We start from the raw sequence: 24033 nt of genomic DNA on the forward strand, positions 1-24033 counted from the left end.
CAAAAAAGTGTCTTTACCAGCATCCTGTTCCTGTTGCCGTTTTTACTTCCGGGGTGTCGCATGGCTCCTTCACAAAAGCTCTCCCCCGACATCGTCGAATCCCGAATTCGCACTGTTTTCGAGCTTCCCCTCTATGAACAACGCTATCACGACATCGTGTATGTCGGAGAAGAGGCTCGTTTTTTCGGAATTAAACACATCGACACCAAACTTTTATTTAGTATCGATATCAGAATTCAGGCAGGCATCGATCTCCTAAAAGAGATATCGGTTCTCCCTGCGCAGGATGGATCGCTCGTAGTTTTGCTGCCCGAACCGGAAATCCTTTTGGTGGATGCCGACGAATCGACTATTCGGGAATATTTCCTCAAAGAACACGGTAAGGCGATAAGCCGCCTCGACTATTATGACGAAATTGAGAAAGGTAAAGATCGAGTCCGCCAAGAAGCAATCGAACGGGGAATCATCGAAAAAAGTAAAGAGCTGGCACGCGATGCCGTCGGCGGCCTCTTTGCATCCGATGCAGATCGAAAGATAAACGTCCGTTTCCGATCTCAAGCCGGGAAAGGAGAAGAGCTGTGAGGCAATTGAAAAAAACCATCCTAAAAGCCAGCACGCTTCTTTTTCTGCTTTTCGCCTTCATTGCCGGGGGCTATCTGCTTGCCGCTCGTCTGGATATCACCTTTCAACTACCTTTTATTAGTCATCAGCGAGAAGCCGATTCCAAGGTCGTACTCTCCGAAAGCAGGGAAATTCTCCGACTCGCAACAGTGGAGTATCTATATAAATCCGTTTTTCCGTATGATTTCATTCCCGAGGGTACCGATTTCCGAAAGCTCTTCTCCTCCCTCTTTCGCAACGAAAAGCTGACCGACGAGGAACAAGCTTTGATCGACCTCTACCGGCTCTGCGCGGAGATCGGCATCGATCTCAACATGGAGCAGTACACCTTTGCCGTCATTACCACCAGGGTAAAGGGTGGCTTCGACCTTTCCCAAAAGGGTATCGGCATAGAAGAGACGGACGGAGAAAGGCCGGGGAAACACAATGTCACCATCACTCTGCCCAAACCGATCATAACCGAATGCGTGGTGGAAGATGAAACCAGCGACCGCTATCCCTACCCCGATATACAGGCGGGCCCGGCGACCTGGAAAGAAATCACCTCAATAGCACAAAGAGCAATCAGAAAGCGGGTTATAGAAGAGGGAATCCTTGAAGAAGCACAGCGGAGGGGGAAAGCCTATCTCGAGCTTCTTTTCTCCCAGGCAGGTTACGATAAGATTTCCTTTCGCACGTACGACTGAAACCGGGCATAGGCATCGTCAAGCTTTTCAAGCAACGAAGGGAAAAGCTCGACTTTTCCATCAGCCGCAGCAGCTTCAAGGGCGGCTGCGGCATTTCCCAGAGGTTTTGCGCTAAGGTTGAGCGATCCGCCCTTTAAACCATGTGCATAGCCTCGAACGGCCTCGGTATCTTCATCTGCAGCAACTTCATGAAGCAGTGGGATTTGTTCTGCCAACTTATCGAGAAAGGCGGCAAGCACCTTGCGCAGGACCTCTTCCTTACCCATAAAGGTGTCGAGAGCGTCGTTCCAATCCAACACAATCTCTTCGGACAAAGCCGAAGAAACCGAAGTATTTGTCTCCTCCTCAGAGCTAAAACGATCATCACGGCCCCCCAGCCATCGATCGAGAACGGGAATCAAATCACGTTTTTTAAAGGGCTTAACAAGGAATCCGCTCATACCGACATTACGGCATCGCTCTTCTTCTCCCCGCAGGGCGCTCGCCGTGACGGCAACGATCGGGGTATCGATTCCTGAAGAACGTATCGCACTGCTAGCCTCATAGCCATTCATCTCCGGCATCTGGACATCCATAAAGATCAAATCATAACGACGGCCGTGGGTTGCCTGCACGGCCTCTTTTCCATTCGAAGCCAAATCAACTTCGTGCCCAAAGCTTTCAAGGATGGTCTTAAAAAGCTGCTGATTGACTTCATGATCCTCCGCAACCAGGATGATACTACCAGTCAGCTCTTCTACGAGATCAACGGCATCTCCATCCGCGAGCTCTTCCAACGGCTCCAGTTCCTCGACCTCCTCCTCGGAAGTCTCCTTCTCGTCGTCACTGAGAAAGCATTTCACCATCTCGCGGAAGAGACGACTCTTGCGAATAGGTTTTGAAAGGTAGCCATGATACCAATGCAATAGTTTCATTTTTGCTTCGTCGCCGCTCTTGCCCGAAGGGCTCATCAGGAAGAGACGAATTCCCCGCAGGCTCTCGTCGGAATTCACCTCGCTGGCAAATTGCCAGCCGTCCATACCCGGCATCATCTGGTCGACAATACAAAGGGTAAAGCCGTTGCCTTCGGCGGCATGACTACGGAGTACATCGAGGGCCGCAGGACCATTCGATGAGCATTCGATACTACATCCCCATTCGGACAGATAGGCGCAAACAGCCTCCCGTACCGAGGGCGTGTCGTCAACAACCAGTACCTTGGCCGAAAAATAACCGGGAGGCAGGGTATGATAAAAGCTCTCCTCCTCCTGAAGGCCGAATACAGCGGTAAACCAGAAATTGGAGCCGATACCTTCCCTGCTTTCGACACCGATCCGGCCGCCCATCATCTCGGAGAGATTCTTGCTGATCGAAAGGCCAAGTCCTGTTCCTCCGTATTTTCTTGTGGTTGAACTATCCACCTGGGTAAAGACCCGAAAAAGATTTTGAACCTTTTCCTCGGCTATTCCGATCCCGGTGTCACGAACTTGAAAGCGAAGCGTCACCTTCCCGTCAGAGCGATTATCAAGAGAAATCCGAAGCTCAACCTCACCTTTTTCGGTAAATTTCACTGCATTATTAAAAAGGTTGACAATAATCTGCCGCAGCCTGACGGGATCACCCAAAAGGAGATGCGGTACATCATTCTCGATATAGACAATGGTTTCCAGCCCCTTTTTATGTGCCTCTAGAGAAACCATATCCACCGCATCTTCCGCAGTATCGTAAAGATCAAAGGTGATGGTCTCGAGTGAAAGCTTTCCAGCCTCGATTTTGGAAAAATCAAGAATATCGTTTATCAGGCTAAGAAGGACATCGGCACCGAACTGAATCTGCTCGGTATACTCCTGTTGTTCAGGATCGAGGGCCGTCTCAGAAAGAAGTTCCGACATGCCGATGATGGTATGGATCGGCGTTCTAATCTCATGGCTCATATTTGCCAGGAATTCGCTTTTCGTTCTTGTCGCCCGTTCGGCCGCCTCCTGTGCCCGTTCAGAGGACTCCTTTGCCTCCCTAAGTTCCTGCTCATAGAGCTTGCGGAGGCTGATATCCTCGGCAAACACAACATATCGCTTTGCATCGGAACCAACGGAATCTTTTGAACGAAGATTTGAGATATTCAGACGCCACCAGGAAACCGATCCGTCGCTCCGACGATAGCGCATCTCCTTTGCACCCGAACCGCTAACGCTTGCAGCAATTTCATCGAGGTAATCAAGGAACCGCTCATCGGTCCACTCCTCAAGAAAAGAAGAAAATTTCGTAGAAGGTGGCAGCTCTGTTTTTCCAATGATATCGCAAAAAAGTTTGTTGGAGAAAAGGACCTCGTCGGAGGAAGAAAGTATGACAACTCCCACCGGAGCATCCATGAAGATCGAACTAAATATTCGTTCCTGGTCAGGCATATTCTTCGCTAAAATGAAGTGCTCAGCACTTCCGTCGCTTTTTTCAACAGCTGTTCAGGCTTCATGGGTTTAATCAAATAACTCTTAATCCCAAAACCGACAGCCTTAACAATAGTCTCTTTTTTCGAGAGGGCCGAAAAGACGATGACCGGTACATCAAGCTTTTTTGTTTTCAAATATTCCAATACCTGAAAACCATTCACCTTCGGCATCATCAGATCAAGAAAGACCAGATCGAAGTTCTGATTCGGTTCGTCAAGCAAAAAGTCTTTGCCGTCTCCATACACCTTGAGGTTCCAATTAGTCTCGGAAAAAACAGTCTTTACCAGTTCCTGAATAATAAAATCATCATCAACGATTGCGACCGTTGCTTCACTCGCAAAAACGCCCCTTGGTTCCCTTTCTTCATCGTCCTTTATACGCTCTCCGGCGTCGTAGCGAAGCTGAATCGATTCATCCATCTCTTTTTTGGGTTTACTGCTGGTAAGCAATTTTTTCTGGGCAACCTCGTCATGGGCAATGGAATCGGCCTTAAGGCCGACCAGTTCGTCCATTGCATCTTCGAGACTGGAAAAGACCGAAATATCCTGATAATCGGTAGAACCTTGAACATAGCTCTTTATCCGATCGTTAGCCGTCAGGATCTTTATAAGCCGGGGGTTGGGTTGTGCATATTGAAAAATAACATCGAGAAGCCGTTTAAGTTTAAAGATATGATCCTCGGGAAGTTCCACACTCGACATCATGAGCAGGACCTTCGGAACAACGACATCATACAATTCAAGCAACTCGACAATTTTATATCCGAGCAATTCAACCTTTTCCGCATTGAGACCTCTGGCGATCTCAATGAATAGGATATCTTCGTTGAAGTGGGCCTCGACCACACATGGGCTTTTGTCCATCTCTATGCTCTGCCCGATAAGCAAACTGATGGTCTCCAGTAAGCCTTCCATTTTGACCGGTTTTGAGAAAATCTTTTTTACGTTCATACCGGCAAGCTCGAGTACGTGCCCTCGGTCGATTTTGGGAGCAAGCATGATAACCGGAATATGCTCTATGTTCCGGTTTGTTTTCTTCTCTTTTAGAATCTCAATGCACCCTTTTCGAGAAAGATAGTAATCCATGACGACAAGGTCGGGTAGTTCGTTTCGCATTTTGACCCAACCATCAAGTCCATTGACACCGACAAGAACTTCTACCCCGTGGCTTTCTAATTTTTCTTTCAGATAGTTTCGAAAAAGTGTCGATTCATCAATAAGAAGTACCCGTTTTGCCATAGCTGCCCCCGTCTTTTTATAGATTATAAATCGAAACCCTCATAAATCAAGAAGAGAAAAAAACCGGAACGGCTGACAAGAGCCGACCCGGTCCGTTTTGCCATGAAACATCAAACACCGAAGGTCCGTCCGATTTCAACCTAATTTGTAGCCGATGGTCCTTAACAAGGATTTTCGATCAGCCTTATCGCTGTCGCCTTCCACACCCTTTGGGCCAAAACCGTCGATGGCACCAATGATTCCGTTACCCTGATCGGTTGAGGCAACCACCAGTTGGAGCTCATTAGCGGTAGCCGCAAAAAGGTGAACGACCTCGGGACAGGCCTTGATCCGGTCAAGTACATTGATGGGGTAACAGTTTCGCAAAATAAGAAAAAAGGTATGACCGGCGGCGACCTTTTGGGCACAAGCAACGGCCTGATCTATGAGATCGGAATCGGTCCCCTCGGTCCGTATCAGGCAGGGACCACTGGCCTCACAGAAGGCAAGGCCGTACTGAATACCAGGTACGGACGTGGCAAGAATTTCAGGGATATCCTCGATCGTTTTGATGAAATGACTCTGTCCGACAATAATGTTGCATCCCTCTTCCCAGAAGAGATCAACCGCCTTGAGTGTAAGATCCATTACGCTTCTCCTTTTGCCGCTAAAAGCAGATCAAGATCTATTTCGCCCCCGGCACAAGGCATCTGAATTCCCCAGCTTTCGAGCACCACAGGATGAATTTCCCCAAACAGTCCGAGCTCCTTCCCGTCACTGAAGATTCGAGCACAACGCCCCGAAATAAATCGAGGATCGTCCAGTTCTTTGAGGTCATACGCCTTGGCAAGGTAGTAGAAGATTGCGGAGATGTGACTCAGGGCATCGTTGAACCCCGCCTCTCGGTCGCTGATGAGAAAACCAAGGCAATTCTTGGTAACCGTCCCCGAATTATCCCTTTCGTCAAGTCGTGCAATTTTTCCCGTTTCAAAGATTTTGTGGGGATATACGGCATTTCCGCTCACCGATTCCGATTCCAGCATATTTGGAAGGATAGAGGCACGAACATATTCGTAGTTCTCGGTCATAGGGTTCGCGATACGAATATACTCGTTTCCCTCCACATGCATCTTTTCGATATAGTCTTTCCGGCTGCCAAGATAGTTGTACATCATTTCCTGATAACCAAGCCCGACCATGATATCCTTTATTCTGCGGGCAAAATGCTCCTCGGCAGAAAGACGGCCGATGGTGTAGTCGGAAGGAAACACGGGAGGGAAGGTCGCGACCCCTCGCCCAATCATGACATCTTCTGCAACATCCGCAGGATGAAGAAAATCGTTGCGATATTCGGGGACTCTAACCGTCAACAGGGGATCTTCGGAACCGTCGGCGGAAGCTGCAACTCCCATATGGGAAAGGGCTTCCACGCACTCCTGTGCCGAAAGATCTTCACCGAGAAGCTTTTGAATATAAGAAACCTTAGCCTGGATCGGCTGCTGGAAATAGAGGGGAAAGACCACCTCACGGCCGAAGGGTGTATCGTAGGGATAGACTACCTTGACCGGCAGGATCGTATAGCCGGCATCGGCAAGGTCACAGGCGACGATCGAGGCCGTCAGGGCAAGGTCTTCCATAACGGTCCCGGTCAGTTCGACAAAGAGGTGGCCATCGCCGATCTTTACGGCACCGATCTCCGCGCTGTTGATGATCGGAGGGAAACTGAGAACCTTTTCGTCCTTATCCACAATAAAGGGGAAGAGACGATCGGCGGCGACAATGTGGCCGAACTCCTTACCCTTGGGGTGCTCGCTGAGAATCTGCCTGAGACTCATTTCCCTTTCTTCCTGAAGGGGAACAAATTTCGTTGTATCGGGATCGACTGCCTTATAGCGAATCGGATAGGTGAAAAGATCGCTGCGATAGACCCCCATGGCAATGGATTTTCTCTTTCGTCCGAAATTCCAGCAGAGCTTTTCTTGGGTCTGAATCAGATCCTTGAGGGTCGCCTCATCCACCCCCTTACCGGAAATGGCAAAAGCGACGATAAAGGGGCGCGTTTCTTTGATGGCGGGATCCACTTCAACGATCCTGTCGCCATAGTCCTGCGGCTTGTCAGCGGTGGAAAAAAAGGAATAGCTGGGAAGTTTTCCTGTTTCATAACAACAAAGCTGACGTCCCAGCCCTGCGGTAGACCAAAGGTCGGGACGATTGGTGTCGTTCAATTCGACCTTCAGGATCCCTTCATCGGGGTCGCTTCCGTCGAGTTCGGCCTTGGCACAGGGAAAAACCTCTTCAAGGCCCTGTTCTGTATAGCGTTTTCCGGCGAAACCATAGAGGGCGTCGGCGTATAGTTCAATCTTTGGCATCGCTATTTCCTCCTCCGAAGCCGTACATTCTCAATATTTGCGGTAAAGAGCTCCCGAAGATCGTTGAGCCCCAGATTCATGAGGGCCATACGATCAATCCCAAGTCCCCATGCAAGGACCGGAACATCGACACCCAAGGCTTTCGTCACCTCGGGACGGAAGATGCCGCTTCCCCCAAGCTCAAACCAACCAAGCCGAGGGTGTTTAATGTGAACCTCGATTGAAGGTTCGGTGAAGGGAAAGTATCCCGGAACATACTTGACCTCTTCGGCCCCGGCTACCTCTTCGGCAAACATCTTCAAAAGCCCGAGGAGGGTGCGCAAATTAACGTCTTCACCGAGCATGATCCCTTCGGTTTGATAGAAATCGGCACCATGAGTCGCATCGACCTGGTCGTAGCGGAAACAACGAACAATGCCGAAGTATTTTCCGGGAATCTTCGCCTTGGGAAGCTGTTTCGCAGAGAGAACCGTTCCCTGGCTTCTGAGAATCAGCCGACGGGTAAAATCCCGGTCAAAGGTGTAGCCCCAGCCGCGGCTGCCGCTCTTCCATCCGTTTTCATGGGTTGCCGCAACCTGATCAAGATAGGGCTGTTCTATTTCACGGGCCTGTTCGGGCTCGGCAATATAGTAGACGTCATGGATATCCCTGGCGCTGTGAAACTGAGGCATAAAGAGGGCATCACCGTTCCAGAATTCGGTCTCAACCAGGGGACCATCGAACTCTTCAAAGCCGAGACTGATAAGCTTATCCTTGACCCACTGAAGGTACTCCGAATAGGGATTTCTTCGGCCGAGCAAGACACGCGTCGGTGTCGTGTTGAGGCTATATTCGCGGAAGTCGACGTTCTTCCACTTTCCGGAGGAGAGAAGTTCAGGTGTCACCGAACCGATCTCCTCACCGGTAAGTCCCTCGGCCTCGATAACCTTCTTTGCTTCGGCGCCGAGCTCCGTCAACCGGTAGAGCACTTCTTCGCGTTCGCTGACCCTGAAGGGAGCCGCTGCGGCACCGCGCTTTTTGCTGATCCCCTTCATTACCTCCAGCTGCTCTTTCGAAAGTGAACGCTCTTCCAGGCGATCCTCTTTTACCCCGCTCTCCAGCAGCTTCCGTATCTGCTCCATTCTGGCCGAAGGCCCGTCGGCTACAAGCTCGACCCGCTTGCCTTCGCCTATGCGCAGAACCCCTTCCTTACTCAACTGGCCAAAGGCTGAACCGACATCCCTGTTTTCAAGAGACAGCGATGAGGCAATGTCGGGCATGGTTTTTGCACCTTCCTTCGTCAGAAGGGTAAAAATCCGTTCTTCAGGGGTCCCTTCGGCGGCAAAACTGCGGCCGAGATCGGTTATTTCAAAAAAAGTCCTTGCGGTGCGGCTCGACTCTTCGATAAAACCGCGGCTGGAAAGCCAGCTAAAGGCCTGATTACATTGTCCCAGTTTGTAGTTGAGTTCCCGTACGATCCCGTCGGCGGAAATATCCTCGCCGAACCGGACAGATCGTAGCAACCTGATCTCCAGAGGGTGGAGACTCTTCACATCAATGTCCATGTATATTTCTCCTGGATAAACCGTGTCCCAATTATTGTAAAGAAGATCGCAGGAAAGTAAAAGCCCCGACCTTTTGCATCTCAAACCCGAGTCCGTCTTTAGATCAGGATAGGCTCTGTTTGCCTTCCGTCTAAATAGATCACGCTTCCACCGGTAAAGGCAGCAGTCTGTTCAAGAAAAGCATAGGCTTTTTGACCTTCCCACTCGGCTATCGGAAGGGCGGCATTCAGCTCAATCGCATAGCAGGTGTCGTTATAAAGCGGGTAATCCCCCTTAACAGGGATGGTCTCCTGCTGATTATAGAGCCCGATGGTAGGGCCGGCTCCATGGCCGTGAAATCCTATGGGATGGGTGTATACCGTCGCCTCCATACCTGCGTCCTCTGCCGCTTTCAGGGTCGAGAGAAGAATTTCGTTACCGCTTCTGCCCGCAACAAAGCGATCGGTAAGAAAATCCTGGAGCCTGTTTCCCTCTTTGACCAGGCTGATGATCCCCTCCGGTGCACAGGATTCTCCCTCTTTAAGAACGTAGGCCAACTTCTGGGTATCGGTGCAGAGCCCCAGATAACGCAGTCCTACATCGCAATGGAGAAGATCCCCACCTTGAATGACAAGCCCCGAACACTGGGGATCGTCCGAACCCCGTCGCTGAAGGTCAACGGTAGGCATAAACCAGGCAGAGAGGCCGAGGGTTTCGATACGCTCCCTTATCCACCAGGCGATATCGTCCGTGGATGTGACGCCGGGGTGTATAAGCGCAGGGCTGAAGGCTTCATCGATAATGCGGTGGGCCAGAGCAACAATCTTTCCGTAACGCTCAAGCTCGAAAGCGGTGCGAGTTTCCAGCCAGGCGACAGCAAGCGATTCGGCACTGGCAAGGGCATGGACCAATGCAATACCGCCGGCCTTCTCCAGGGCCGCCTCAAGTCGACGAAAAAGTCCGACCGAAAGGCCGTCGCCAAAAGCGAACTCCTGGGAGACATTGATTCCGATTCGAGACGGAGAGCTTTTTTGCAATACCCCGGCGAGGGTATCCCACTGATCGATACCCGAGGCCTTCGACCAGGCAGGGCGATAATAGGGAGCAAGTTCCGGATAAGGAGGAGAGAAAGAAAGCCGCTCGAGGCTACCGTCCTCTTTTCGGAGGAATAAGAGTATGGTCAGACGCCTGGCAGTCATCATCGGTTCGGGAAGGAAGGTCGGCAACAGAGGGCCTTCGTTATACTCCCGGGCGGCAACGATCCACGCATCAAACCCCTCCCGCTCCATCAAATGGGAAAGAAGATGTTCAAGCCGGAAGGCAAGGGTATCATTCCAGATTTCGGCCTGCCGACGGGAAGAAAGAATTGAAATATCACATCGCGGACGTATCATCTAAGGCTCCTTCTCGCTGAAGTATGATATGATATCATGCCATGAAAACACTGTACCATACCATCGATATTTTACTCACACCCAATGAAGTGCTTCACAATAGTTCCATTCTTGTCGACGACACGAACATAGCTGCCGTCGGAAAAGCGGCGGAACAGGAGCCCGCGGACCTGAAGGTGAATTGCAGCGGTAAACTTGCCATGCCGGCCCTGAAGAACGGTCATGCGCATTCTGCAATGACCCTCCTTCGCGGCTTTGCAGACGACATGAAACTCTATCCCTGGCTCAACGAGAAAATTTGGCCGGCAGAGGCAAAACTTACCGGCGAAGATGTCTACCACGGGGTCCGCCTTGCCTGTCTGGAAATGATAAAAAGCGGAACAATCTTCTGCAACGATATGTACTTTTTCCTGCCGGAAGCATGGCGGGCCTATCGGGAGATGGGAGTAAAAGCGGCCCTGGGATCGGCAATCATCGATTTCTCCGATCCGAAAAAAACCGAAGAGATCCGCCGACAAATCTTAGAAGAAGTCGATCGCTTCGGCCCCAAAGGCAGCGAGGCCGATGAACGAAAGCGGGTATCACTGACCATCGCACCCCATGCCATCTACACGGTCGGGGCCGGTACCCTGCAATGGTGTGCAGAAACGGCAAAACAGGAAAATATTCCTTTTCACATTCATCTGGCGGAAAGCGAAAAAGAGGTTGCCGACTGCCTTGCCGAAACCGGGAAACGACCTGTCGCCTATCTCGACGAGCTTGGGGTGCTCGATACAAACTGCATTGCCGCCCATGGGATTTGGGTAGATGAAGAGGACCTTGATATTCTCGCAGCCAGAGGTGTCACCATGGTGCACAATCCTGCAAGCAACATGAAGACATCGGCAGGTTCATGCTTTCCTTACCAGGAGTATCGGAGGCGGGCGATTCCCCTTATGATCGGAACCGACGGCTGTGCCAGCAACAATGCCCTCGACCTTTTCACCGACGGCCGCCTCGCAGGCTTACTGCAGAAACATCATTTCGGAGACCCGACCCTCTTACCGGCCGAGGAGATAGTTGCTTTGACCACCGGAGGTTCGGCAAAGCATGACAAGGGAATCGGCCCCTTCGGAAACCTGGGAGCCGAGATTCGTGCAGGAGCACCGGCGGACATCATTCTCCTCGACCTTAGCGCTCCCCGAATGGCACCATTACACAATCCCATCAGCAATATCGCCTATGCAGCTGACGGAGCTTGTGTGGATACGGTCATGTGCGACGGATCGGTTCTTATGGCCGGAGGGAAGGTCCCCGGAGAAGAGGCCATCGTAGCCGCAGCGGCCGAAGCCGCTACAGCCCTTGTAGGTCGAAACTGAAAAGGAAGCAGCTTATAGCCAGGCCCGGATAATACCGCGGACGAGGCTAAGGAACTTTTCTTTTACAAGCTCTCCGGTCTCCATCACCTCTTTATGGTTCAGGGGCTGAGGAAGGATTCCCGCCGCCATATTACTGATACAGCTGATGCCGAGCACCTTCATCCCCGCATGGGCCGCGGTAATAACCTCGGGAACGGTGGACATACCCACGGCATCGGCGCCGAGGGTTCTGAGCATGCGAATCTCTGCGGGAGTTTCGAAACTGGGCCCTCCCATGAAAGCATACACCCCTTCCCGAAGATCTATGCCCTTCTCTGAAGCAACCTTTTTGGCAAGGTCCCGCAGCTTACGGGAATAGGCTTCACTCATGTCGTTGAAACGGGGTCCAAGCTCGTCGATATTTTTTCCCCGCAGCGGGCTGTCGACGAAGAATTTTATGTGATCGGTGATCAGCATAAGGTCGGCAGGATGAAAAGCCATATTGACCCCGCCTGCGGCATTGGTAACCAGAAGGTTTTCAATGCCCATGACCTTCATCGCAAGGACCGGAAAGGTGACCTGGTCGAAACCGTATCCCTCGTAAAAATGGAAGCGTCCCTGCATCACCAAAACCCGGCGCCCCTCCAGTTCACCAACGACAAGACGACCGGCATGACCGGGAACAGTCGATACGGGGAATCCGGGTATATCCTTGTAGTCGATTATAACGGGTCGTTCAATTTCATCTCCAAGAACCCCAAGCCCCGAACCAAGAATCAGACCAATTTCGGGAGGGGCCCCAATCTTGGAAAGAATGACTTCCACGGCTTTTTGGGCTGCCTCTAATCTTTCGCTCATGATAGCATTCTCCTTAAAAAACTTAGAAAAAAAAGGCCAGACGATATACGCCTGGCCGCAATGTACAATTCAAAATCTTTAAAGGCCCAGTTCGGCACGGGTGGTCGCAATCTTGACCTTTCCGGCCTTCATGTCTGCGATGGCCTTGGCAACGGCATCCTTCACTTCCTGAGGAACGACATCGTTGAACTGGTTGAAAGGGCTGATTCCAGTAGCGTCCTCTTCGATACCGAAGACCTTTGTTCCGCCCTTGAAGGTTCCGTCCTTTACCTCTTCGAGGGCGATATAGACGGACTCGGGGATCTTCTTAACGGCACTGGTAAGAACGGTATCGGGAGCCACCGAGCTCTGATCAACATCAACACCGATAGCAAGAACGCCCCGCTCTTTTGCCGCCTGGATGGCACCGAGCCCGGTAAGTCCGGCAGCATGGAAAACGATATCGGCCCCCTGATCGATCATTGCGAGGGCTGCCTCTTTTCCCTTAGCCTGGTCCACAAAGGATCCGGTGGTAACCGAAAGGACCTTACAATCGGGGTTGACCGACTTCACTCCCTGAATAAAACCAACTTCATACTTCTCTACGGCAGGGATAAACATCCCAAGCACAACCCCGACAACATTTTTATCGTTCAGCTTCGGAGAAGCGGAAGCGTACTGCTTTGTCATAAGACCAGCGACAACACCTGCGAGATAACCGGACTCCTGCTCTTTATAGAGGATGCCGAGGAAGTTTTCGGGGTCGCCTTCGCTAGTACCGATATCAATTCCGGCAAAGTAGGTATTCGGATTCTGGACAGCTGCCTCTTTGACGGCCTGTTCCATCAGATAACCAACGGCAAACACAATATTAGCACCATCTTCGGCAAGACCGGCAAGGTTTGGTACATAGTCGGTCTGCTGCTTTGATTCAACAACCCGGGCTTCGAAGCCGAGAGCCTCACCTCTCTTCAGGCCTTCGTAGGCTCCGTCGTTGAAAGATTTATCACCAAGGCCGCCGACATCGGTGGCCATAGCCGCAATCAGCTGTCCACCATCTCCAGCAGCTGCATTGTCTTGCTGTCCACCGGCAAATACCATACCGACGGAAAGAAACAGTGCAATACCGATTGCAAGCATTTGAAAGTTCTTTTTCATTTGTAACTCCTCCTGTTACGTTTTTCGTTAGAACATATAGTATAATCACTCTGCCGTACAGGCACAATGATTACCAATTCACTCTCCCGTCTTCTCGATCATAAAATCTACACCATCTTCTTTAGGCGGCCGGCTTTTTCTCACCAAGCCGGCAACGGCAATGACCGTCGCAAGATAGGGGAAGATAATGAAGAGTTCTTCGGGAATCGGCAAAAGTTTGAAAACCTGAAACCGAATTTGAAGCGCATCGGCAAAACCGAAAAAAAGCGAAGCAAGGAAGGCCCCAACGGGATTCCAGCTGCCGGAAATCATGGCAGCAAGAGCGATAAATCCCTTTCCGTTGCTCATTCCCTCGGTAAAGGAAACCCCGTTTTCGATGGAAAGAAAAGCACCGGCAAGTCCGGAAGTGAGGCCGGAAATAAAAACACCGAGATAACGCATCTTATAGACCGAGACACCAATGGTCTCAAGGGCAAGGGGATGTTCTCCCGCAGCCCGAATATGCAGTCCGACCTTCGTCTTCTTCAGAAGCCAGGTGAAAAGGATAACGAGAATGAAACTCATATAGACGATGGGCGTCTGGTTGAAAAGAGCAGGCCCCAATACGGGAATCTTCGATAGAAAGGGAATAGCGAACTGGTATTCGCCAAGCCCTTTGGGAACGGGATCGGTGGTCCCGGGATGACCGAAAAAAAGGACCATAAAATAGCGGGTAATGCCGACGGCAAGGACATTGAGAACAGCACCGGAAACCACATGTTCCAGATGAAACGTCACCGTCGCCACCGCATGGATCATGCTGTAAAGGCCACCGGCAAGCACACCGGCAAGAAGTCCCAGCCAGGGGCTACCCGTATAATAGGCGACAACCGTTGCAAAAAAGGCACCCACAATCATGATGCCTTCCATGGCGATATTGACGATTCCCGACCGTTCGCAAATGGTTGCACCGATGGCTGCCAGGGTAATCGGCGTGGAAAGGCGTATCATCGCAACAAGAAGGTCGGTATTAAATATTGCAAGCATCTGACTACCCCCTCGCCTCTGCGGCATCCGGGGCCGCTTTTGTTTTACTGCGTCGCTTCAGGCCGTTGCCGATATACACATAGATGTATTTTGCGACAATAAGAAAAAGCATGACACCTTTGACAATCTCGACAATGGCATTGGGTGTCTGGGTCGTTCTTGCCATGTATTGGCCCCCCGCATCGAGGGCCCCCCAAAGCAGGCCGGTAAAGATGACGACAATGGGATTATTGCCGGCAAGAAGCGCCACACTAATCCCGTTCCAACCGTAGTTTGCCTGAAGGTTCTCAAACAGTTTATGGTCAAGACCGACAACCTGATTCACACCGGCGAAACCGGCAAGGAATCCGGCGAAAAGCAAGGCCCGAAAAATATTCTTTCCAATGCTGATCCCCTGAGCTCTGGCGGCATCCTTATTTGCTCCGACAGCCCTGATCTCAAAACCGTATTTTGTTTTATAAAGAATATAATAGACTACAAATGCCATGGCGATAGCGATAATGATTCCCGTATGCAGCCTGTAGTTGGACTTGGGAAGAAACTGCTGAAAGCGCGGCAGCCATGCCGATTCGAGGATCGTATCGGTAACGTAGGGATGCTTACTCGAGGAAGGATCTCCGCCGAAGGCCCTGATGAAAATCGGGGAAAGATAACGAGCGACATGGGCCAGCATCATCGTGGTGATGACCTCATGCGCACCGGTTTTCACCTTCAAGAGCGCAGGGACAAAGTTCCACGCCGCAGACAGGATACCAGCCACCACAAAGATAAGAATAAGCGTAATAAGGGCAGGCAGGTTGAGTACAAGGCCGAGCCAGGCGGCGGCCATTGCTCCTATGTAATACTGTCCTTCGGCTCCGATGTTGAACAATCCTGCTTGAAAGGCAAAAGCGACCGACAAACCGGTAAAAATAAGCGGGGCAGCATTAAGCACGGAAATATGCCAGTTTTTGACAAATCCTCCGTAGAAAAGCGCCTTAAAGGCCCGTACCGGATCGTAACCAGTGGCCAGCATGATGATGATGCCGAGGAGAAGCGAAGCCAGTATTCCGATGATCGGAATAAGGATCGTTCTGCCGTATCGACGTATCATCGACAGGACCTCGGCCTTCCCCTTTTCGAAATAGGCATTCACAAGGTAAAGGGCCCCGGCCGCCATAATCAGCAAACCACCCCAAAAATAACTGCCCAGATAGAGAATTGTTCCGGAGATGGCCAGAATCAATACCAGGGCGATCAAAAGCGTATTTCGATATGATCTCATCGCCCTACTCCTTTCCGCCGGTCATATAGAAACCGACCTGTTTTTCAGTGGTTTTTTCGGGAGACAGCTCCTTTACGACCTTTCCTTCATATAAAACAAGGATCCGATCGGAAAGGGAGAAAATCTCCTCAAGCTCAAGACTGATCAGCAGGATAGCAACATTCTTGTCCCGCATAGCCAAGATCTGATTATGGATATACTCGATGGCTCCGACATCAAGGCCCCTGGTGGGCTGACTTACCAGCAGAAAAGTCGGTTTACGGGAAAATTCTCTGGCAAGAATGACCTTCTGCTGATTGCCACCGGAAAGGTTGCCGGCCGCCACATCGACCACAGGAGGACGAATATCAAAACGTTCGACAAGTTCTGTCGCATATTCGTCCATTGCACGAAAGTTTAAATTGATGCCTCGTACATTGGGAACACGATCATGATACCCGATAGCGATGTTTTCGCTTACGGTCATGGGCAAAACAAGGCCGAAACGTTGTCGATCGGCAGGAACATAGGAAATACTTCGTCCGATCAACGCCTTGGTACTCATGCCGGTAATGTCGTCACCATGATGAAAAATTCTTCCGTCCGCCACAGACCTTAGCCCCATGATCGCCTCGGCAAGCTCGGTCTGACCATTACCGTCCACACCGGCGATACCGACGACCTCTCCGGGACGAACATGAAGAGAAAGACCATCGACCGCAGGAAATTCCTTATCGTTTAAGACCTTCAGATTCTCGATACGAAAGACATCCTCGGTTCCCGGGACTTTTGGTTTCTTTTCGACGGTGAGCACAACGCTCCGACCGACCATCAGGTTCGCAAGCTCCTCTTTCGTACACTCTTTTGTCGCCCGTTCACCCTCTATCTTCCCCCGTCGGAGAATATAGACACGATCACTGATCTCCATTACCTCTTCAAGCTTGTGAGTAATGATGATAAGAGAAACCCCGCCCTTACGCAGCTCCTTGATCACGTCGAAAAGCTCTTCCACCTCCTGAGGGGTAAGAACCGCCGTCGGCTCATCGAGAATAAGAATCTTTGCCTTTCGGTAGAGCGCCTTGAGGATTTCAACACGTTGTTGGAGCCCCACCGAAAGGGTCTCGATTTTCGCATCAGGATCGACTTTCAAACCATATTTCTCGGAAAGGGCAAATACCTCCTGCCGAGCCTTCCGGTAATCGATCACAGCACCATTTCCAGGCTCGGCACCCAGAATGATGTTTTCCGTAACAGTAAGGGTTTCCACCAGCATAAAATGTTGATGAACCATCCCCAGACCGAGGCGAATAGCATCTTTGGGAGAGTCGAACTGGACCAGCTTTCCGTCAAGGAGCATCTCGCCGGAAGTGGGTTGGTATAGGCCATAGAGAACATTCATTAGCGTCGATTTACCGGCGCCGTTTTCACCGAGGAGGCTGAGGATCTCCCCTTCTTTCAGGATGATACTGATGTCGTCATTAGCAAGCACTTTGGGAAACTGCTTTACCACGTGACGGGTTTCCAGGATCACCTTTCCGTTGCTTTCGGAACCCATACAAAAATCCTTTACATCAATTGAATTTATTTTCGGGGAAAAGAATTATACCGCATAAAGAAGCTCGTGAAAAGGAAAATTTGAAACATCTTACAACAGATTACGCCCCGACCATTCTAGTGTCAAGCAATTTACAAAATATCGACAGATCCGTAATCAAGTACTGACAATTGATTAATAAGCTCTCCTTACAAAACCAAAAAAGGAGACGATCATGACCAGGATGAAAAGGATTCTTGCACTGACCCTCTCGCTTCTTGTTTCCGCCGCCCTTTTTGCCGGAGGGAATGCCGAGACGGTAAACACAGAAGCACAGACCAACCAGGCAGAAACGGCCCGGGCAAAGTACGTTTTTTTCTTTATTGGAGACGGTATGGCACTGCCTCAGATCAATGCCGCCGAAGCCCTTCTTGGAACGAAAGATAATCAAAGCACTCCGGAAAAGCTTACATTTTCGAAATTTCCCGTACAAGGTTTGACAACGACCTACGCAGCCAATGCTTTTATTACCGACAGCGCCGCGGCAGGGACAGCCCTTGCAACCGGGCACAAAACCAACTCGGGTGTCATTTCGATGGATCCCACCGGTTTGACCAGCTACAAAACCCTCGCAGAAATGGCGAAAGAAGCAGGAATGAAGGTAGGAATTGTTTCAAGCGTAAACCTCGACCATGCGACTCCTGCAGTGTTTTATGCCCACAAAAAAAGCCGCAGTGACTACTACGCCATCAATGTTCAGATGGCTGAGAGTAACTTCGACTACTTCGGCGGAGGTATGGTGAGGATAGACAAGACCCCTGCAGGAGAGAAAAGCGCCCACGACATCATGAAGGAACGGGGATTTGTCATTGCATCGGACAGGGAGCAGTTCAACGCCATGAAGCCGGAAGCGGGAAAACAGTACTACGCCTATAACACCGGTTTTGCCGCAAACGCCCTGGATTACACCATCGATATGGATAGCAGCGCGATCACCCTTGCAGAGTTTACCCAAAAGGGAATCGAACTTTTGGATAACGACAAGGGATTTTTTATGATGGTGGAAGGTGGAAAAATCGACTGGGCATGTCATGCCAACGATGCCGCTGCGTCGATTTACGACACCATTGCCTTTGACCAGGCGATACAGAAGGCCGTTGATTTCTACAACCGCCATCCCAACGAAACCCTCATCGTCGTGACCGGCGATCATGAAACAGGTGGGCTCTCCCTCGGCTTTGCCGGAACGCAGTACGATAGTGCTTTCGATGAAATTGCAAAACAAAAAAAGTCTTTCGAGTGGTTCGACACCTACGTCTTGAAACCCTATAAAGAGAACACCCCCAATGGTTCTCTTGCCGATCTGATGCCTAAGATCAAAGAAACCTTCGGCCTTACCGATCTGACTGATTACGAAACGGCTCAGCTGCAGGAAGCCTTTACCCGCTCCATGGGAGGAGAGGTTGAACGGCCGAAAAGCCAGGATGAGTACCTTCTTTATGGAGGCTATGAACCCCTGTCGGTTACCATCACCCATCTTTTGAACCAGCGGGCGGGAATCGCCTGGGCAAGTTACAGCCACACCGGTGTTCCGGTTGCCACCTTCGCCCTTGGCGCTTCAAGCGGCCAGTTCAACGGGTATTACGACAATACCGATATTTTCACCAAGCTTTCCAATGCCATGTTTGCCGGTGCTTCCGTCGCCATGGCCCGATAACATCATTTCCTATACCTCCTGCGGGAAGGGCATTTGTCCCTTCCCGCTTTTTTTACTTAGTGTTCGGAATCCTGGTGGTACACAGGCCCTTCAGCTGGTAGATACCTTTCTTTTATGCCGAGGCATACGTTTTCCCATGGTTTGGCTTTCAATTGACGCAGAGAAAAGGATTTGCCGTCTTTCAACCACCAGGATTCCGAACAGTAGACTTTTTCGACAAGGAGAAACAGATTGATCGATACAAAAGAACAACTTTTTGTCTTCCTGATTTTGGCCGGGTTTGTCGGCCTGCTCTTTGTCCCCACCGGTTTTCAGAGGCCGGGGAGGGAGTTGCAAAGACGAGTACGAGCGGTCGTACTCTCCACCGATGAAAGCGATGTGGCCCACAACGGCATCATTCGAACGGGAACCCAGCATCTGCACGTTAGGATTTCCTCAGGCCCCTTTAAAGGAAAAGAAGAAGAGTGCGACAACCTCCTGATGGGAAAGCTCGAGCTTGACCGTTTCTACACACCGGGAAACACGATTTTGGCTGTGCTGCAGCTTAATGAAGCCAAAGATGAGATTCTTACGGTACAGCCGGTCGATCACTATCGGATCAGGGTGGAGGCGCTATTGGTCCTTGCCTTCTTCGCCTTCCTGCTCCTTTACGCCAGATGGACGGGCTTGAAGGCCATCGTCAGCTTTCTCTTTACCGCAGCGGTTATATGGAAAATCCTGATACCGGGATTTCTCAAGGGGTTCCCCCCTATTCTTCTCACCATGATAGTCACCGCCATCATCACGGCGACCATTATCTTCCTCGTGGGAGGCAGGGGCAAGCGAAGTCTCATAGCCTTCCTCGGGGCAATGGTCGGGGTGATTGCCACCGCCATCCTCGCCGTCGGTTTCGGAAGAGCCTTTCGGGTTCACGGCGCCATAAAACCCTTTTCCGAGATGCTCCTGTACGCAGGCTTTCCCCACCTGGATCTAACGGACATCCTCTTCGCAGGAATCTTCCTTGCAAGCAGTGGAGCGGTGATGGACATCGCCATGGATATCGCGGCTTCCATGGAGGAGATTGTCTTACACAATCCCACTGTCGAAAGAAAGAAACTGATCCACTCGGGATTTGCCGTCGGACGGGCCGTTATCGGTACCATGACCACGACCCTGCTTCTTGCATACTCTGGAGGATACACCGCCCTTTTGATGGTTTTCATGGCCCAGGGAACACCGGGAATCAACATTGTGAATCTCGGTTATGTGGCGGCGGAGATACTTCACACGTTGGTGGGAAGCTTCGGTCTGGTCCTGGTTGCTCCATTTACCGCCATCATAGGGGGGTTTATGCTTCGTCCTTCAAGAGAAAAGGAGGATCAATTCACGCCGTCATAGTCGTAAACCCGCCGCTCCCGTAAAAAGCCGGAGCGGCCCGTCGCGGCATTTCGTTCCTTTATTTTACGTTTCAAAAGGGCGACACTCTGCCCTAATTTACCAGGATGAGGAGGCCGGAGAAAGTTTTCATTGGTTACCACCGCGAGACTTACGGTTACCAGAGGAACATCGACCTCTTCTCCTATTCTATTAAGAGCGTGGTAACAACCGTATTCTATATCTTCCTGCCGAAACAGTGATTCCTTTTTCCGATCAAAATCCTCACAGAGGTGAAGAAGCTGCTCATCGTCTACAATTCCTTCAACAAGCACAATAAAATCATCACCACCGACATGGCCGAGTCGGGCAACAGAATCAAAATGTTGAACATGGTTCTGAAGAAGTTCCGCAAAAAGCTTGATCATATCGTCGCCGGAAGAAAAACCGTATGAGTCATTGTACTCCTTAAATTTGTCGAGGTCGGCATAGATGATGGTAAAGAGACCCCGATGCAGGAGGTCTTCTAGCCAGACTCGGATCACCATATTGCCTGGTAACTGGGTTAGGGGGTTTGCGCTAACTGCAAACTTCACCTCTACATCGAAGGCCTTTGCAAGGAGCTGCTTCATGGTGATGGTTCCGGAAAGTTTTCCTTCATCATCCACTACGACCACAGGATCGTAGACCTCATCCTCTGGCCGCCCCATAGCAAGCTTGCTCAGTACACGAAGGTCGGTCCCCTCCTCCACAATGAGAAAATCGCCCTTTGCAATGGCATCTACCGGTTTTCGCTGAAAAACGGAAAATCCGTAGCGCCCGGAAAGAAGAGAGTAAAAGTATTGACGGGTGATTAACTTGAGGGGGTGATCCGATTCATCGACAACGACGATGTGACTCACGCTGTTGTGTCCCGAAAAAAAAAGATCAAGGGCATTACAGGTCATGGTCCCCGGAGCAACCGTCTCGGGGCGCACCACCATTCGATAAAGGGAGAAATCGAGAGACCAATAGCTGCGACGATGCTCCTTTCCGAGACGCATCAAGCAGCGAACAGCCTCGGGATCGGGAAGCCGGGGCTCCGAAGCCGGCCTGCCGAAAAAGAAGCCCTGTCCGTAACGGGACCCAAGACGTAACAGGGTGTTGAGTTCCTCTTCCGTCTCTATCCCTTCACCCAGGACATGGCTTCCCACGCTGTCGGCAAAGGTTGCAATATGCTTTACAAGCCCCTGTTTGTAGTGATTACGATGAATTCCCTTCACCAACTCACGGTCCAGTTTCAAATAGTGGGGTGTAATGGCAACCAGGGTGATAAGTCCGGAATGGCCCGCTCCAAAATCATCAAGTGCGATGTGAAACCCCTCGGCAACATAGTGACGAATCATCTCATCAAAAACGGTATAGTCGCTGACACTGGTGGTTTCGGTAATTTCAAGCACAATGCGGCTGCCGTCGATTCCACGTTCCTTGAGGGCATGCACGGTAAAACCGTTGCGAAAACCGCTGCTGGTAAAAACACTGGGGCTTACATTGATAAAAAAAGAGACTCCAGGCAGCTCCTCATGTCGTTCGGCTATGGCATTCAGGGCAGCCCGTCTGCAGGCATATTCCAATTCCCAGCCGAGATCAAGGCAGCCGGCTTCCGCAAAAAGGGCTGCAGGAGAAAAGAGCCGGCCACTTCCCCGGACCAGCATCTCATAACCGAATACCCGTCCGGTGTAGAGATCGACGATGGGCTGAAAATAGCTTCGAATCTCTCCGCTTGAGAGATAGCGGAGAAAGTCCTCTCGTTCCAGGTTCGGATCGTCAATATCCATGTGGAAATGATAGTATCCCCGCTTCCGGTCGGAACAGTGAGATTTTGATGAGAAATCCGTTAGAAAGCGTGCCGCCTATAGAGTGAGGCGTAGTAGCCTTTCCGGACAAGAAGTTCATCATGGCTTCCCGACTCAACAATCTTTCCCGCCCGCATCACATGGATGGTATCGACGTTACGCACCGTAGATAGACGATGGGCAATAATGACGGTCGTGCGATCCTTTGAAAGACGAAACATCGCCTCCTGTATCATTGCCTCGGACTCATTGTCCAGAGACGAGGTTGCCTCATCGAAAATCAGGATGGGGGGATTTTTCAGAAAGACCCGCGCAATGGAAATCCGCTGCTTCTGCCCACCGGAAAGTAACACGCCCCGCTCTCCGACCTCGGTGTCGAATCCATCGGGTAAGGATTCGATAAAGGAAAGAATATTCGCCGAAGCGGCAGCTTCCCGCATCTGATCCTCCCCGGCATCATGATTGCCGTACATGATATTCTCACGAATCGTCGCATCGAAAAGAAAGACGTTTTGCTGAACAATGCCGATTTTTTCCCGAAGGGATACCCGGGTAACATCACAGATATCCTGCCCTCCGATAAGAATCCGTCCCCCGCTAGGCTCATAAAATCGCGGAAGGAGGGTAACAAGGGTACTCTTTCCCGCACCGGACTCACCGACAACGGCAACGGTCCCTCCGGCAGGGATATCAAGATTGACCTGAGAAAGGACCTCCCCGGTCTCTTTCTGATAACGAAAGGAGACCGAATCGTAACAGATCGGCAAACGATTCCCGGAAAGAGGCCTTGCCCCCTTTTTATCGACAATGTCCGGCTCGATATCCATAATCTCGATAAAACGCTCGAAAGAGGCGGAGCCTTGCTGCAGTTGCTCGTTAAAGTTGATCAGGCGATCGATGGGAGGCAGCACGATCCCCACAAAAAGAACGAAGGACAGGAGATCGTACACTTCAATCACACCTTGGAGTATCAGAAGTGCACCCCCGCCAACCACCGTAAGATAGTAAATATCCCGAAGGAAATTCATGACCGAATGGAAACGCGCCATCTGGGTATAGGCCTGGGATTTTGCCTGCTTAAAGTTATCGTTGGAAACCCGAAATTTCTCTTCTTCCAGCCATTCGTTGGTGAAGGCCTGCACCTCTCTTATCCCCTGCACCGCATTTTCAACGGTGCTGTTGATCTCCGCAACCTCTTTTCTCACCATCCGAAAACCGCCGCGCATCTTGCCTCCCATAAAAATCCCCCAGACCAGCATGAGCGGCAAAGGAATAAGGCTGATGAGGGCAAGCGGAACACTGAAAAGAAACATGAAGAGATACGCACCGATAAGAACCACGATGGAAATGAGAAGATCTTCGGGAGCATGATGCGCAACCTCGGTGATCATATTCAGATCATTCGAGATACGTGACATGATATGACCTGTTTTCACCCGATCATAATATGAGAAGGAGAGCTTCTGGAGATGGCGGAAAAGCTCACGCCGCATATCGGTCTCCATCCTGACACCGAGGATGTGCCCCCACTTTATCCTGATATAGTTTAAGCCCAGGTTGACCAGATAGATCATCACCATGATCACAAAGGTCTGGAAGATGAGGGCCGAATTTCTCTGGGGAATGTAGGTACGGAGGAGCTCCCTCGTCAGATAGGGAAAAAGAATAGAGAGCCCGGCCATCACCGTGGCCGCCGCCATATCCATGATAAAAAGGCCTCGATGGGGACGGTAATATGAGATGAATCGTTTCAGCAT

At 50.8% G+C, this 24033-nt stretch carries 18 protein-coding genes; 5 read left to right on the forward strand and 13 right to left on the reverse strand.

Annotation, left to right across the window (positions count from 1 at the left end):
- Positions 1-60 precede the first annotated feature (60 nt).
- Both F459_RS0110285 and F459_RS0110290 read left to right on the forward strand, forming a co-directional pair.
- Positions 61-582, forward strand: a complete 522-nt coding sequence (locus F459_RS0110285) for a DUF4230 domain-containing protein (protein WP_245540140.1) — start codon at positions 61-63, stop codon at positions 580-582.
- Positions 579-1307: a DUF4230 domain-containing protein gene (locus F459_RS0110290; protein WP_020612645.1), complete on the forward strand. Its 729-nt coding sequence runs from the start codon at positions 579-581 to the stop codon at positions 1305-1307. Before F459_RS0110285 ends, F459_RS0110290 begins: the two co-directional genes overlap by 4 nt.
- Here the strand turns inward: F459_RS0110290 and F459_RS0110295 are convergent.
- From F459_RS0110295 to F459_RS0110325, 6 genes are all read right to left on the reverse strand, one after another.
- The gene (locus F459_RS0110295) at positions 1274-3691 is read right to left on the reverse strand and encodes a response regulator (RefSeq protein ID WP_020612646.1); all 2418 of its coding nucleotides are present in this window, start codon (positions 3689-3691) and stop codon (positions 1274-1276) included. The genes F459_RS0110290 and F459_RS0110295 overlap by 34 nt on opposite strands.
- Before the next feature lie 8 nt (positions 3692-3699).
- On the reverse strand, positions 3700-4971 hold the full coding sequence (locus tag F459_RS0110300) for a response regulator (RefSeq protein ID WP_020612647.1): 1272 nt from the start codon (positions 4969-4971) through the stop codon (positions 3700-3702).
- Between the two features lie 135 nt (positions 4972-5106).
- On the reverse strand, positions 5107-5598 hold the full coding sequence (locus tag F459_RS0110310; protein WP_020612648.1) for an adenosine-specific kinase: 492 nt from the start codon (positions 5596-5598) through the stop codon (positions 5107-5109).
- The gene (pheT, locus tag F459_RS0110315) at positions 5598-7319 is read right to left on the reverse strand and encodes a phenylalanine--tRNA ligase subunit beta (protein WP_020612649.1); all 1722 of its coding nucleotides are present in this window, start codon (positions 7317-7319) and stop codon (positions 5598-5600) included. Before pheT ends, F459_RS0110310 begins: the two co-directional genes overlap by 1 nt.
- 2 nt (positions 7320-7321) lie before the next feature.
- Positions 7322-8863: a phenylalanine--tRNA ligase subunit alpha gene (gene pheS / locus F459_RS0110320; RefSeq protein ID WP_020612650.1), complete on the reverse strand. Its 1542-nt coding sequence runs from the start codon at positions 8861-8863 to the stop codon at positions 7322-7324.
- A gap of 98 nt (positions 8864-8961) precedes the next feature.
- Entirely contained in the window at positions 8962-10236 is a 1275-nt protein-coding gene (locus tag F459_RS0110325) for a M24 family metallopeptidase (RefSeq protein ID WP_020612651.1), read from the reverse strand.
- Positions 10237-10277: 41 nt separating this feature from the next.
- Between F459_RS0110325 and F459_RS0110330 the strand changes: the two genes are divergently transcribed.
- On the forward strand, positions 10278-11594 hold the full coding sequence (locus F459_RS0110330; protein ID WP_020612652.1) for an amidohydrolase: 1317 nt from the start codon (positions 10278-10280) through the stop codon (positions 11592-11594).
- A gap of 12 nt (positions 11595-11606) precedes the next feature.
- On the opposite strand, the gene F459_RS0110335 is transcribed toward F459_RS0110330, so the two are convergent.
- The 5 genes from F459_RS0110335 to F459_RS0110355 all read right to left on the reverse strand — a co-directional run bounded on the left by F459_RS0110335 (position 11607) and on the right by F459_RS0110355 (position 17392).
- Complete coding sequence (locus tag F459_RS0110335; RefSeq protein ID WP_020612653.1) at positions 11607-12431, reverse strand: purine-nucleoside phosphorylase; 825 nt, start codon at positions 12429-12431, stop codon at positions 11607-11609.
- A 78-nt stretch (positions 12432-12509) separates the two neighbouring features.
- Entirely contained in the window at positions 12510-13568 is a 1059-nt protein-coding gene (locus F459_RS0110340) for a BMP family lipoprotein (protein ID WP_020612654.1), read from the reverse strand.
- Positions 13569-13646: 78 nt separating this feature from the next.
- Entirely contained in the window at positions 13647-14594 is a 948-nt protein-coding gene (locus F459_RS0110345) for an ABC transporter permease (RefSeq protein WP_020612655.1), read from the reverse strand.
- Positions 14595-14598: 4 nt separating this feature from the next.
- Positions 14599-15858 carry an ABC transporter permease gene (locus tag F459_RS0110350; protein WP_020612656.1) on the reverse strand — a complete coding sequence of 420 codons (1260 nt, stop codon included), beginning with the start codon at positions 15856-15858 and terminating at the stop codon, positions 14599-14601.
- Positions 15859-15862: 4 nt separating this feature from the next.
- Positions 15863-17392, reverse strand: a complete 1530-nt coding sequence (locus tag F459_RS0110355; protein WP_020612657.1) for an ABC transporter ATP-binding protein — start codon at positions 17390-17392, stop codon at positions 15863-15865.
- A 214-nt stretch (positions 17393-17606) separates the two neighbouring features.
- Between F459_RS0110355 and F459_RS0110360 the strand changes: the two genes are divergently transcribed.
- On the forward strand, positions 17607-19088 hold the full coding sequence (locus tag F459_RS0110360) for an alkaline phosphatase (RefSeq protein WP_020612658.1): 1482 nt from the start codon (positions 17607-17609) through the stop codon (positions 19086-19088).
- A 231-nt stretch (positions 19089-19319) separates the two neighbouring features.
- Positions 19320-20465 carry a YibE/F family protein gene (locus F459_RS22190; protein WP_020612659.1) on the forward strand — a complete coding sequence of 382 codons (1146 nt, stop codon included), beginning with the start codon at positions 19320-19322 and terminating at the stop codon, positions 20463-20465.
- Here the strand turns inward: F459_RS22190 and F459_RS0110370 are convergent.
- Together F459_RS0110370 and F459_RS0110375 are read right to left on the reverse strand one after the other, a co-directional pair.
- Positions 20447-22258: a bifunctional diguanylate cyclase/phosphodiesterase gene (locus F459_RS0110370; protein WP_020612660.1), complete on the reverse strand. Its 1812-nt coding sequence runs from the start codon at positions 22256-22258 to the stop codon at positions 20447-20449. The genes F459_RS22190 and F459_RS0110370 overlap by 19 nt on opposite strands.
- A 59-nt stretch (positions 22259-22317) precedes the next feature.
- Positions 22318-24033: an ABC transporter ATP-binding protein gene (locus tag F459_RS0110375; RefSeq protein WP_020612661.1), complete on the reverse strand. Its 1716-nt coding sequence runs from the start codon at positions 24031-24033 to the stop codon at positions 22318-22320.

The organism is Sediminispirochaeta bajacaliforniensis DSM 16054 (genome assembly GCF_000378205.1).
Classification (GTDB): domain Bacteria; phylum Spirochaetota; class Spirochaetia; order DSM-16054; family Sediminispirochaetaceae; genus Sediminispirochaeta; species Sediminispirochaeta bajacaliforniensis.